Source organism: Barnesiella sp. An55, assembly GCF_002161555.1.
GTDB lineage: Bacteria > Bacteroidota > Bacteroidia > Bacteroidales > Barnesiellaceae > Barnesiella > Barnesiella merdipullorum.
On record NZ_NFHZ01000017.1, the window covers coordinates 57,902 to 71,181 of the forward strand.

At 53.3% G+C, this 13,280-nt stretch carries 13 protein-coding genes; 3 read left to right on the forward strand and 10 right to left on the reverse strand.

Going from position 1 to position 13,280, the window contains the following annotated elements:
* Nucleotides 1-60 precede the first annotated feature (60 nt).
* Nucleotides 61-1,605: a bifunctional GNAT family N-acetyltransferase/carbon-nitrogen hydrolase family protein gene (locus B5G10_RS10695; protein ID WP_087424732.1), complete on the reverse strand. Its 1,545-nt coding sequence runs from the start codon at nt 1,603-1,605 to the stop codon at nt 61-63.
* A 253-nt stretch (nt 1,606-1,858) separates the two neighbouring features.
* Here B5G10_RS10695 and B5G10_RS10700 point away from each other — a divergent pair, with 253 nt between their 5' ends.
* Genes B5G10_RS10700 through B5G10_RS10710 form a run of 3 tightly spaced genes read left to right on the forward strand, consistent with a single transcriptional unit; the run spans nt 1,859 to nt 3,397 of the window.
* Complete coding sequence (locus tag B5G10_RS10700; protein WP_143241128.1) at nt 1,859-2,527, forward strand: DUF6249 domain-containing protein; 669 nt, start codon at nt 1,859-1,861, stop codon at nt 2,525-2,527.
* Between the two features lie 14 nt (nt 2,528-2,541).
* Complete coding sequence (locus tag B5G10_RS10705) at nt 2,542-3,087, forward strand: sigma-70 family RNA polymerase sigma factor (protein WP_087424718.1); 546 nt, start codon at nt 2,542-2,544, stop codon at nt 3,085-3,087.
* On the forward strand, nt 3,071-3,397 hold the full coding sequence (locus tag B5G10_RS10710) for a hypothetical protein (RefSeq protein ID WP_087424719.1): 327 nt from the start codon (nt 3,071-3,073) through the stop codon (nt 3,395-3,397). Before B5G10_RS10705 ends, B5G10_RS10710 begins: the two co-directional genes overlap by 17 nt.
* Nucleotides 3,398-3,502: 105 nt before the next feature.
* Here B5G10_RS10710 and B5G10_RS10715 read toward each other — a convergent pair whose 3' ends face one another.
* The 9 genes from B5G10_RS10715 to B5G10_RS10755 form a co-directional block, all read right to left on the reverse strand.
* Nucleotides 3,503-4,255, reverse strand: a complete 753-nt coding sequence (locus B5G10_RS10715; RefSeq protein ID WP_087424720.1) for a LytTR family DNA-binding domain-containing protein — start codon at nt 4,253-4,255, stop codon at nt 3,503-3,505.
* An 18-nt stretch (nt 4,256-4,273) separates the two neighbouring features.
* On the reverse strand, nt 4,274-5,338 hold the full coding sequence (locus B5G10_RS10720; protein WP_087424721.1) for a histidine kinase: 1,065 nt from the start codon (nt 5,336-5,338) through the stop codon (nt 4,274-4,276).
* A gap of 37 nt (nt 5,339-5,375) precedes the next feature.
* The gene (locus tag B5G10_RS10725) at nt 5,376-6,596 is read right to left on the reverse strand and encodes an ABC transporter permease (RefSeq protein ID WP_087424722.1); all 1,221 of its coding nucleotides are present in this window, start codon (nt 6,594-6,596) and stop codon (nt 5,376-5,378) included.
* 13 nt (nt 6,597-6,609) lie between these two features.
* The gene (locus B5G10_RS10730) at nt 6,610-7,356 is read right to left on the reverse strand and encodes an ABC transporter ATP-binding protein (RefSeq protein WP_087424723.1); all 747 of its coding nucleotides are present in this window, start codon (nt 7,354-7,356) and stop codon (nt 6,610-6,612) included.
* Nucleotides 7,357-7,374: 18 nt separating this feature from the next.
* Nucleotides 7,375-8,574, reverse strand: a complete 1,200-nt coding sequence (locus B5G10_RS10735; protein ID WP_087424724.1) for an efflux RND transporter periplasmic adaptor subunit — start codon at nt 8,572-8,574, stop codon at nt 7,375-7,377.
* 33 nt (nt 8,575-8,607) lie between these two features.
* A complete protein-coding gene (locus tag B5G10_RS10740) occupies nt 8,608-9,939 on the reverse strand; it encodes a TolC family protein (protein WP_087424725.1) in 1,332 nt (443 codons plus the stop codon).
* Between the two features lie 219 nt (nt 9,940-10,158).
* Complete coding sequence (locus B5G10_RS10745) at nt 10,159-11,835, reverse strand: putative transporter (protein WP_087424726.1); 1,677 nt, start codon at nt 11,833-11,835, stop codon at nt 10,159-10,161.
* Between the two features lie 240 nt (nt 11,836-12,075).
* Entirely contained in the window at nt 12,076-12,834 is a 759-nt protein-coding gene (locus B5G10_RS10750) for an HAD family hydrolase (RefSeq protein WP_087424727.1), read from the reverse strand.
* Nucleotides 12,835-13,079: 245 nt separating this feature from the next.
* A partial coding sequence (locus B5G10_RS10755; protein WP_241147757.1) for a transposase occupies nt 13,080-13,280 on the reverse strand: 201 nt, incomplete at its 5' end.

Genomic DNA, 13,280 nt, shown 5'->3' on the forward strand with positions numbered 1-13,280 from the left:
TTCATCCACAAAGAATCATAGGGCCGTTTGTGTATATAGGCTATATCGGAGATCTTGTGTTTACTCCTGGTTTACCTTTTTCATCTTCACCTCGTAGAGGTCGCTGCGGCGGTCTTTGAGGTTGCGCACGCTACCGTAGGTGTGGAGCTCGTTGAGCAGGTCGAGATCGACATCGGAGATGAGAATCATCTCGGTGTTGGGGGTAGCCTCGGCGCGGCGTCCATCGGTGGGGAAGGCGAAGTCGCAGGGGGTAAATACTCCCGATTGGGCATACTGTATGTCCATGTTGTGTACCTTGGGCAGGTTGCCTACACTACCGGCAATGACTACGAAGCACTCGTTTTCGATGGCTCGGGCCTGGGCACATACGCGCACACGCGAATAGGCATTCTGTGTGTCGGTGAGGAAGGGGACGAAGAGTATCTGCATGCCCTCGCCGGCCATGATGCGCGACAACTCGGGGAACTCGACATCGTAGCAGATGAGCACGCCTATTTTGGCGCAGTCGGTCTCGAAGGTGCGGATGGCTTTGCCTCCATTCAATCCCCAGCACTTCATTTCGTCGGGGGTGACGTGCAGTTTCTCGTACATCTCGTAGGTACCGTCGCGACGGCACAGGTAGCCGATGTTGTAGAGCAATCCGTCCTCCTTTATGAGGGGCATGCTGCCGGTGATGATATTGATGTTGTAGCGGATGGCCAGGTTGATGAACCGCTCGCGTATCTCATCGGTGTATTGGGCCAGACCACGGATGGCTTCCGATTCGCTCTCGTCGTTGAAGCGGGCCATGAGGGGGGCGTTGAAGTACTCGGGGAAGAGAACGAAGTCGCTTTGGTAGCTGCTCACCGAATCGACGAAAAACTCGACTTGCTCGAAGAGGTCGTCGAGCGTTTTGTAGCTACGCATCTGCCATTGCACGAGTCCTACCCGCACGGTTGTTTTGGGCGAGATATACTCTTCGGTAGGTTCCTGATAGTAGATGTTGTCCCACTGGAGCAGGCAGGCGAAGTGTTTCGACTCCTCGTCGTTGGGCAGGTAGTTGCGCATCACCTTGCGCACGTGGAAGTCGTTGGAGAGCTGGAAGAGCAGCACCGGGTCGAATATTTCGCGCTTGCGCACCTTGTCGATATACTCTTTGGGGCGCATGTGGTCGGCATATTTGTGGTAGTTGGGCAACCGGCCGCCAAACATGATGGCCTTGAGGTTGAGTTTCTCGCACAGCTCCTTGCGGTATTCATACATACGGCGGGCGAGCCGCAGACCGCGGTAGTCGGGGTGCACGAATACCTCGATGCCGTAGAGGATGTTACCCTTGCGGGTGTGGGTGTTGAAGGTTTCGTTGCCGGTCACCTGAGCATAGGTGTGGTCGTTTTTTACATCGTTGTAGTTGACGATGATCGAGAGGGCGCATCCCACGATTTTGCCATCGACCACGGTCACGATCTGCCCTTCGGGGAAGATGCGGATGAGTTTGTCTATCTGTTCGGGGGTCCAGAACACGTCGCTGCCGTCGGCATAGACCCGGGTGAACGAGCTGGCCAACTGGTCGTAGTCTTCGCGTTGCAGATTACGAATCTCGACTTTATTGATCTCTTTGGGTTTCATAGCTTCGTTGTTTGTTTCGCGGTGCAAAATTACCGCTTTTTTGCGGGCATTGGTTGCTTGTGGCCCTATTTTCTTGGATTATGAGTAAATTTGTTGTGCCTCGGGCGGGGGGCTGATGCCCTGTCGAGAAATTTTTTTGAAAAAAATCGGGGGAGTCTGCAACCTGCGGGGTGTGTGTTTGCGTCTAATGGTTGAATTTCCGGAAAGAGAGATGAACAAAAAAACGATACATAAATTAAAAACAGATAGCAAGATGAAACGATTTGTAATGACAGCGCTCCTTTCACTCGTGTTGTGGACGGGCGCAACTGTAATGGCACAGACCGGGAATGTGAACCCGACTTCAAAATCGACAGCAGCCGTGGCTGCGGCGACGACCGAAAGCGATACTCTTGGGGACATGAACGAGACCGAAGCCTACAAGGTGCGTATGGCCGAGATTGAGCTGGAAAAACAACGGGCTTTGGTGCACTATGAGGCCGATGCCGAGGATATTCTCGATGCGATGGTCGAGCCTCTGGCTATAATTGTTCCCTTTCTGTTTGTCTTCCTGGTTATCTTCTTCTATATTTACTACCGCAACAAGAAGCAGAAGGCTTACTATGAGGTTATTGAGAAGTCTATCGAGGCCGGGCGTGAGTTGCCCGACGGATTTTTCGAGTCGCCCCGGTCGCGACAGGCTCGCCCCGACAAGCTGGTGACCCTCAACCAGGGCTTGGTATTCCTGGGTATCGGTTTGGGCTTTGCCATCTGGAGCATTGTGTTGTGGAGTATCAACGGTACCGAAGAGTTTGGCGATGGCGTGGGAATCTTCCTGTTGGGTCTGGCCGCTATCTTTATTCTGTTGGGTGCGGGCAAACTGATACTCTATCGGGTATCGTCGCGCCCCGATAACGATCACACCGATAATCAACCCGAATAACCGGCCTCGACACGATGGAGAAGACCGAGGATATGATGTGGGTGGCACGTTGCGCCCTGCTGGACGACCGCAAGGCTTTTGCCTCGCTGGTCGATAAATACCAGGGGCGGGTGAAGCGCTTCTTTCTGAGCCTCACCGGTGGCGACGAATCGCTCAGCGATGACCTGGCGCAGGAGACCTTCATCAAGGTCTATTACCACCTGCGCAGCTACAAGGGTCTCTCCTCGTTCTCGACCTGGCTCTTCAGGGTGGCCTACAACCTCTACTACGACGAGTTGCGCAAGCGGGGCGACCGCTACTTCGAGCCTCTGGACCGGGCGGCGGCGATACCTCAGTCGCCCGAGCCGGTCGATCGTCGGCTCGACATGACCCAGGCCCTGTCGGTCCTGCGTCCCGAGGAGCGCACGGTCGTTACCCTCTACTTCGTCGAGGATATGGCCATCGCCCGCATCGCCGCGGTGACGGGTATGCCCGAGGGGACCATCAAGTCGTACCTCTCGCGCGCCAAACAAAAATTAGGAGAATATTTAAAGAAAAACGGATATGAAAGAGTGGAATGACGACCAGTGGCGGGAGCTTTTCGACCGGCACACTCCCCAACCCCGGCACGACCGGTGGTTTACCCGCCGGGTGATGAACCGACTGCCGCGCAAGCGGTGGAGCCTCGAGGCGAAGATTTCGCTGGTGGTTCTGGTGCTGATATTGCTCATCTGCACGGCCTTGTGTGTAGCTTTTGCCCGCGAGCTGACAGCGAACCCCTGCTGGAACTGTGCCGGTACCTGGGTGATGTATGGAGCCTTGACCGTGGCCTGTATCCTGTTGGCTGCACAGACGAACTCTTTCTTCCGGTCGATTTACGACGCTTCCTGAGACTGAAATAAATTTAAGTAAACAAGCCAAGGAGCAGACACCTCATTGTCGGGGAGCCTGCTCCTTGTGTGGTTATAAGATATCTCTCCAGCCGGGCTTGCCTGTTCAACTCTGCGGCTTGCCGGCAATGGGCGAGTGGCGGGCGATGAACTCGGCAAACGACTCCTTGTAGGTGTCGGAGATGGGGATATACTCCTTGCCAAAGACGATGCGGTTGCGGTCGATCATCTTGATTTTGCTCCCTTGCACGATAAACGAGCGGTGCACCCGTATGAACTGACCCTCGGGCAGCATCTCTTCGAGCGACTTGAGACTCAGCAGCGAGAGGATGGGGTGTGGTTCGCCTTCGAGATAAATCTTCACATAGTCCTTCAGGCCCTCGATGTAGAGAATCTTGTCAAGGGGTATCTGCTTGAGTTTGTAGTCGCTCTTGACAAAGATATAGGGGCTTTGTGCCGGTGTGGGTACAGGGGTGCCGGCGGTACTGTTCCCCTCGGACAACTCGAACCATTGCAGCGCCTTTTGGGAGGCCTTGAGAAAATCGGCATAGGAGATGGGCTTGAGCAGGTAGTCGATGGCATTGACCTTGTAGCTGTCCACGGCATATTGCCCGAAGGCGGTGGTAAAGACGATGCGACTGCGCCCCTCGATCATGCGCGAGAACTCCATGCCGTCGAGTTCGGGCATCTGTATGTCGAGGAAGATGAGGTCGATGTCGCCCTGCGCAACCCGTTCGACCGCCTGCACTGCCGAGTTGAACGAGGCTTCCAGTTGCAGGAAGGGGGTGCGCTTGACATAACTCTCCAACAGCTCTATGGCCAGGGGTTCGTCGTCGATAATGCAGCATTTCAGTATCATAGTCTTGTGAGTTTGGGGTTAGTTCAAATCGATGGTGAGCGACGAGCGATAGACTTGTGTGTCGCTCTCGGCATGAAGCGTGTATTTGCCGGGGTAGAGCAGTTCGAGCTGGCGCGAGAGATTTTTGAGTCCTATGCCCGAGCCACTCTTGTCGCTCTCGTTTTTGGGGAAGCAGCTGTTCTCGATGTGGCACTCGATGACTCCCTGCGAGGGTTCGCTCATGACAATCTTTACAAACGAGGGCTCGGTGGCACTGGTGCCGTGCTTGAAGGCATTCTCGATGAGGGTGATGAAGAGCAGCGGAGCAATCTGGTATCCCCGGCACAACCCTTGGGGCATATCGACCTCGACCTTCACGTGGCGGGCGAGCCGCAGTCGCATCAGTTCGATGTAGTTGTGGTTGAACTCCAGCTCTTTCTCCATGGGAACATAGGCCTGAGCATTTTCATAGAGTACATAGCGCAGCATCTTGCTCAACTCGAGTACGGCGCTTTGGGCACGGTCGGGGCTGATGGCGATGAGCGAGTAGATGTTGTTGAGGGTATTGAAGAGGAAGTGCGGGTTGAGTTGGTTCTTCAGGTTTTTCAACTCGGCCTCGGTGCGCTCCTGCTCCAGTTGTTTGCGCTCTTTTTCGGTGACAATCCACTTCTGGGTCATTTTGATGGCTACGCTCAACCCCACAATCAAGGCCAGTGTAATGGAGTCTTGCCACTGCATGAGCCCCGGCCGGGGTGGACGGGGAATGGGCCTGCGTTGCAGGAACTCATCGGGGATAATCATGCGGTGTACCAGGTAGATGACCACATTGGCTACCACGATGAGCAGCAGGTTGTAGAGAATAAACTGTACCGGTTTTTTGCGGAACAGCACCTGGTCGATGAGCCACAGGTAGTTGATATAGAAGATTATCGCAATACAGATGGGCTGGATATAGAACTTCATGAGGCTGAATTCGTGCAATCGTCGCATACTCTCGACTCGCTCGATGAAGAGGAGCGGTAAGAGAAAGACGATTGCCCACGCCAGTATGTGGATAAAGACGGGGTTCCATCTGAAGCGGATATGTTGTCGGTCGGGTGCCATAGTACAAAGATAAGGATTTGAAAATAAAAAACGATGATTATTCATAACGAATGGCTTCGATGGGATCGAGGTTGGCGGCTTTGCGGGCCGGGTACCAGCCGAAGAATATGCCGGTAATCGTGCAGACGAAGAACGAGAGTATCACCGAATAGGCCTGTATGTAAACCGGCCAGTTGAATACCAGGTTGACCACCATCGAGGCTCCTACGCCCAGCAGCACCCCGATGATACCACCCGTTACGCTGATGAGCACCGCCTCGATGAGAAACTGGGCCAGAATGTCGATACCTCGGGCTCCGATCGACATGCGCAATCCTATCTCGCGGGTGCGCTCGGTCACCGATACATACATGATGTTCATGATGCCGATACCGCCCACCAGCAGCGAGATGCCTGCGATACAGGCCAGCAGGATGGTCATCATGTCGGTGGTCGAGCTCATCATCGAGCTCATCTCCTCTTGCGACCGTATCTCGAAGTCATCTTCTTCGCCCTCCTTGATTTTGTGATTTTTGCGCAGAATCTGGGTTATCTCGTCGATAGCCTGAGGGGTGAGTTCTTCGGTAAGAGCCGAGCAGAAGATACCTTGCAGGTAGGTGATGGCCAGCACCCGTTTCTGCACCGTGGTGTAGGGGGCCAGCACCATGTCGTCCTGGTCCATGCCCATGCTGTTGTAGCCCTTTGGCGTGAGTGTCCCTACAATTTTGAGCGGTATCTTGTTGAACCGAATCACCTTGCCGATGGGATTCTCGCCGTTGGGGAAGAGGTTGTCGATGATGGTTTGTCCTACCAGGCAGACTTTGGCCGAGGTGAGCACGTCTTGCGGGGTGAACATGCTGCCCTCCTCGACCGAGAATTTACGTATTTCGAGATAATCTTCGGTCACCCCGTAGATGGTGCTGGGGTAGTTGTTGGCCCCGTAGATGAACTGTCCGCTGCTGCTTACCGAGGGAGAGCAGGCCGATACGTATTCGGTGTTGTCGAGAATGTCCTGGTAGTCGTTGAGCTTGAGGGTCTGCATCGACGAGGCATCTTGCCTGACGCCCCCCCGTTCCATATTGCCGGGGTGTATCATAATCATGTTCGACCCCATTTCGGCGATTTGCTCCCGTATGCTTCGCTTCGAGCCCTGCCCGATAGCCAGCATGGTAATCACCGATGCCACGCCAATGATGATGCCCAGCATCGTGAGGAAGCACCGCAACTTGTTATTGTTGAGTGCTTTGAGTGCTATTTTGGTGAGGTTGGTAAGATTCATAGTTGTTTGTTCCTTAATCGCTTTCTACCGGCAGTTTTTTCAGCATCTCCTGGGCCGAGGCCGGATTGTCGTTGGGTGTGTCGCTGATGATTTTTCCGTCGCGCAGCACGATATTCCGGCTGCTGTAGGCCGAGAGTTCGGGGTTGTGGGTAACAAAGATGATGGTGCGTCCCCGGGCATGCAGCTCCTGGAAGAGTACCAGTATCTCGAACGAGGTGCGGGTGTCGAGGTTACCCGTGGCCTCGTCGGCCAGGATGATGACCGGGTCGTTGACCAAGGCTCGGGCGATGGCCACACGCTGTTGCTGTCCGCCCGACATTTGGTTCGACTTGTGGTTCTTGCGTTCGGCAAGTCCCACGGCGTCGAGTGCCCGCGAGGCCAGTTCGTACCGCTTTCGGGCCGGGATGGCCGAGTTGTACATGAGCGGCAACTCCACGTTTTCGATAGCGGTTGTTTTGGGTAACAGGTTATAAGACTGGAATACGAAGCCTATCTTGCGGTTGCGCAGGACCGAACGCTCGTTCTTGCCCATGCTGCGCACGGGTATGCCGTCGAGATAGTATTCGCCCGAGGTGGGGGTGTCGAGACAACCCAGGATGTTGAGCAGGGTCGATTTACCCGATCCACTGGTACCCATGATGGTCACGAACTCGCCGGCATTGATGGTGAAACTTACTCCTCGCAGGGCATGTACCGTTTCGTTGCCCACGATGAAGTTGCGTCGTATATTCTCCAATCGTATGATCTCTTTTGTTGCCATACAGTCAATATCCTTTCCTTATTTCTTTTTTCCCGGGGGCTTGGGCATGAAGGGACTCTCTTCTTTATTACCCGATGCCTGTGCGGCGGGAAGTCCGGCATTGCTCTTGCGATCGATGGCTACGACTTCGCCTTCGTTCAAACCCGAGCAGATTTCTACATTCACGCTGTTGTCCATGCCCACTTTTACTTTACGGGGAGTCCAGGTATTGTTCTCTTGTACCCAGATGATTTTCAGGCTGTCGTTGGCCGGGGCCTCTTGCGGAGGCATCTGTCCGGTAGCCGGGGCCTCGCCCGACGGCGGGTCGGGAACAAAACGCAGGGCCTTGACGGGGATATTCACGACGTTGCGCCGCTCGGCAATGAATATGGTGACATTGGCCGTGAGTCCCGGTTTCAGTTTCAGATCGGGGTTGTGGGCCGAGATGACTACCTCGTAGGTAACCACGTTGCTCTCTTCGGTAGCCTCGAGCCGCACCTGGGTTACGGTGCCCTCGAAGGTGTCGTTGGGGTAGGCATCGACGGTAAATTCGACCCGTTGTCCCTCTTTCACTCCGCCTATATCGGCTTCATCGACATCGGCAATGACCTGCATCTGGGTGAGGTCGGCAGCGATGGTAAAGAGCGTAGGCGTTTCGAAGCCGGCGGCTACGGTCTGCCCTTCCTCGACAGCCCGGCTGATGACCACCCCGTCGATGGGCGAGGTGATGGTGGCATAGGCCAGATTACGTTTGGCTTTGGCCAGATTGGCCTCGCTGCTTTCGTAGGCACTCTTGGCCTTGGCATAGTTGTAGGTCGATTCTTCAAACTCGGTGTCGCTGATGAGTTGCTTCTCGTGCAGGGCCTTGTTGCGCAGGTAGTTCTTCTCCTGGTATTCATATTCGGCCTTGGCCCCGTCGTAGGTCGCCTGCTGCGAGGTGAGTTCGCTTTGCAGGGTTACTTTATCCATCTCGGCGATGAGTTGGCCTTTGGTGACGACCGAGTTGTAGTCGGCATACAGTTTGTCGATGATACCCGACACCTGTGTACCTACATCGACCTTGGTCACCGGCTCGATGGTGCCGGTAGCCGTGACGGCTTCCGACACGTCGCCGCGGGTAGCCGTGGCTGTCTCGATGATGTAGTTTGTGCTTTGAGATTTCCTCCCGAAGATGACCCACAGGATGGCAACCACCGCGAGTACCGACAGGGTGAGGATGATGACTTTTTTACGTTTCATATGGCGATGATGATTTTATTATTCGATAGACAATCAGTCGAGCGTGAGCGGTTTGTTCTCGTAGTAGTCGAGCAGCTTGAGGTTGAGCAGTGCCATGAACCGGGCCTGCAGCTCCTCTTGTTGGGCCGAGAGCCAGTTGTTTTTGGCGGTGAGCATCTCGACCGTATTTTTCATGCCCAGGTAGAACTGCTCTTCGGTGAGTTCGTAGGAGGTTTGTGTGGCGTTGAGTTGCTCGCGGGCGGCCAGGTATTGCGACTGGGCCGATGAGGCGTCGAGCCAGGCACTCTCGATTTCGTTGAGCAGGGCCTTCTCCTGGTTCTGCAGGTCGAGTTCGCTTATCTTCTGTTGAATTTTGGCCCGCTCTACGGCCGACTTGTTGGCGCGCCGGCTGTAGATGGGAATCGACAAGGTGAGCCCGATCGACTCGTTGAGCCCCTGCTTCAGTTGGGTGCCCAGGCCGCCGTTGTTGTCGGTATTGTGGCCGCTGCCTATGCCGGCATTGAGCGAGAGGTTGGGATAGTAACCTGCTTTGGCATTGGCGATATTGAGCTCGGCCACCTCGAGTTCGAGTTTGCCGCTCTGTATCGAGGGGATGAATCCCAAGGCGATGGCATAGACCGTGCTCTTGTCGGGCAGCGGCACAAGCACTTTGCTCTCGTCGATAGGGGGCAAGGCCAGGTTCATCTCTACGTCTATATCGAGCTCGAGCAGTTGCTTGAGGTTGAGTCGCAGTTGGTCGCGGTTGGCCTGGGCCGATACCAGCTGGTATTTGTCGTTGCTATACTGGGCCTCGAGTTGTGCCAGGTCGCTCTTCGAGATGGAGCCTGCGGCCAGCAGTTCGCGCGAGCGTTCGACCTGTCGCTGCGATACCTCTACGGTCTGTTGGCAGATGTTCACGGCCTCCTCGGCATAGAGAATCTGCAGGTAGTCGGTGAGAATCTCAATTTGCAGGTTGTCGAGACTCTCTTTGAAGGCATATTGTTGTTGCTGTTCTTGCAGCTGGTTGGCCTTGATGGTATTGCGTCGTTTCCCGTCGAAGAGGGTCCACGAAGCATTCAGTCCGTAGGTTCCGGTATAGACGTTCTTCCCTCCCTGGGAACCGTCGGCAAAGGGATAGTTGCCATAGTTGTGCGAGGTAGAGAAGTCGAACGAGGGGAACAGTTGGGCTTTGGCCTCCTTGGTATTGACCGTGCTCTCTTCGATTGACAACCGGTTTTGTTGCAGGGTAATGCTGTGGTCGTGGGCATAGTCGAAGCAGTCTTGCAGGGTCCAAACCTCGGGCATCGACTTGTCGCTCTCCTGGGCTTGCAGGGGAATACAGCAGCACAGAGTCAAAATCCCGACGGAGAGTATTAAATTTTTCATAACTAATACGTTAAATTCAACTTCAAATTTAACATTTAATGAACCATATAGAAAAATGTAATAGAGAGACCCCCTTTTTTTGCGGATAAAGCGGGCTCTTTTATCGATAAAATCGAGTCGTATAGTTATGCGTTTTTCCCGTCTCGGGCATAGGTATAAAAAACGAGGGAAATCGCAATGGATTTCCCTCGTGGTGATAGAGGTGAATAAAAGTGCTTTTTAGTAGAATAGCAGAATGAGTAACTGGGCCGAGAGTACCCGCAGGAACATGGTGAGCGGATATACGGTCGAGTAGGCTACCGACGCGGCATCGTTGCCCGAAACCTTGTTGGCATAGGCCAGGGCAGGGGGATCGGTGCAGGCTCCCGAGAGCAGACCCATAATCGAGCAGTAGTTGATTTTGTAGTGTGCCCGTGCAATGATGGCGATGGCGAGCAAGGGGATGACGGTGATGAGGAATCCCCACCATACCCACACGAGACCGCCCGACATGATGGTGTTGACAAATTCGCCTCCGGCCGAGATGCCTACACTGGCCAGGAAGAGGCAGATGCCTACCTCGCGCAGCATGAGGCTGGCTCCTGTCGAGGTGTAGGTAACCAGGTGTATCTTGGGTCCGAATCGACCCAGCAGGATGGCTACTACCAGAGGACCACCGGCCAAACCCAGTTTCATCGGTACGTCCATGCCTGGGATGGCAATAGGAATACTACCCAGGATGATACCCAGGAAAATACCTACGAAGAGGGTTATCATGTTGGGCTCGTGCAGACGCTTGGTCGAGTTGCCCAACTTTTCGGCCAGACGATTGATATCTTCGATGCGGCCCACTACGGTGAGGCGGTCGCCGATTTGCAGCTCCAGATTGGGGCTGGCCAGCAGATCCACACCGGCACGGTTGACGCGGGTGGCGTTCAGGCGGTATCCCATGCGCAGCCGCAAGCTACCTATCTTGCGACCGTTGAACTCGGAGCGGGTAACCAGGATGCGTCGCGAAACAACGGGTGCCTGAATGGCCTCCCAGTTCATCTCGACAGGTCGCCCGATAAAGGCCTCGAGGGCACTCTCGTCTTGCAGCGAGAGTACGACCAGCAGCAGGTCGCCCTCTTGCAGCAGCGTATCGGAGTTGGGGATAATCACCTCGTCGTTGTGCTTGATGCGCGATACCACGAAGTTGCGGTCGATGAGTTTGGTGAGGTCGTCGAGGGTGCGGCCCACAATCAAGCGGTTCTCTACCTTGTAGGTAACCACGTGAGGCACGAGTTGGCTCGACTGGTTTTCCTCTTCGATTTGTTGGTTTTCCTTATCGAGTCTTACCTTGAAGATGGCCCGAATGACCAGCATCGAGGCGATGATACCGATTACACCCAGCGGGTAGGCGGCGGCGTAACCCAAGGCAATCTCGGGAATTTCGGTAATTGACCCGTCGAACTTCAATTGCGACAGCGTTTGTTGAGCGGCGCCCAGTCCCGGGGTGTTGGTAACGGCTCCCGAGAGGATACCCACCATCATGGGCATATTCACTTGGTCTTTATTGAAGACGTAGATGACCAGGGCTACCACAAGGTTGAGGGCTACAATACCCACGGCCAGCATGTTGAGGGTGAGGCCTCCCCGCTTGAACGAGGAGAAGAAACTGGGCCCTACTTGCAACCCGATGGAATAAATAAAGAGAATTAAACCGAACTCCTGCACGAAGTGGAGGATGTTCTTTTCGGCCGAGAAACCGAAGTGGCCGGCTATCAATCCCACGAAAAGAACAAATGTGACTCCCAGTGAGACCCCGAAGAACTTCAGTTTGCCAAGCGCTACTCCTACGGCAATAACAAAGGCGTATAGGATTACGGTATGGGCTACCGATGCGTCATTAAATAGCAGACTTTGTATCCAATCCATTTTAGTTAAACACTACTTTTTATTTTTTGTGCAAAGTTAGCAATAATCTCTATAAACAAATCTCGAAGGTATAATTTTCTTGGTTCGGGGAGAGAAATAAAAAAAGACTCTGGGCATCACGCCCCGAGTCTTTCATCAAGTCAATACACTTTTTATGCTAAGAGCCTTCCTTGGCTATGCTCTCGCACGGCGGCAGGAATATTTTTAGTTAGATTTGTTTTTACAACACAGTACATGTAATCAATAGTAAGTTGTAGTTTCCGTTTTATTTATGATTGCTTCTTGTTCTGTTAGCAATAAATTGAGTTCTGCTAAGGAGGTTATATGATAGTTGGATATGCGTTTGGCCGGGGGCACTTGGCGAGGGTTCAGCCAGGCGGTTTGGCACCCGATGCTTTTGGCCGGCAACAGGTCGTTGTTGATCGAGTTGCTCACGCACAAGGTCTCTTGGGGTGCTGAGTGCATGGTATCGAGTGAGAATTTGAATAGTTTTTTATCGGGCTTGTTGAGGTTTACCACGCTCGACTCGATGACATCGGTAAAGTAGGAGGCGAGTCCAAAATCGGTCAATATGGCCAGTAGGTTGCCATACGATTGCGATACAATGCCCAACCGATATCGCTCGACCAGTTGTTCCAGTATTTGTTCGTTTTGTCGCACATGCATGATGGCCCGGTTGTAACACAACGTGGCCAGCTGCTGCGGATATTTGTGGGTGCAACTGTTGTCGGATAACAACCCGTTATCGATGAGATACTTGATTTGTAACGACAGTCGGGTATATAGAGTCAGGTATAGATTAAATCCGGGTTCAATAAGTTTACGTTCGGCAATCTGGGCCTCGGCATACTGGTGGGCATGCAGATAATCGATCTTTGAGACAGGTATGTTGGTCTCTCTGTATTCTTTCCAGATGAGGTCAAACCATTCGCGTCCTTCGGTATCGAGTGTTCCCGAGAAGTTGAACAAAATACTTTTTATGTTGTGCCTCTGGTCCATTTCTTGCTTTTGAAGACAATGCAAAGTTATCTTGGCGCTGTTGCTTCTGCAAGGTCGTTAATGCCATATAATTGTCCTAAATGTCGTATTTGTGAAAATCGATTTTTCTCTTGATGTTTAGGATTTTTAGTTGGATGTACCGGGGGGTGTCATCCTTTTCGTTATGCTTGTTGGCTCTTATGCGGTATGGACGATGTAGCCTTCGCGCCATCTTTATTAGATAAAATAACGTGAGTTCGACGAATTCAAAACAAAGCGAGCTGTGTGTCAATAGTTCTTGTAACATTGATACACGGCTTCTTGGGAAAGCAACAATATGCAGCAATTAACAGGTTTACGATAAAATTATCAAAGCTCCTGTGTCTTGAATGTTCCACCTGTGCTATATTCTTAAGTTCGTCATTGACAGTCTCGATAATGGCCCGTTTTCTGAGTAGCAGTTTGTC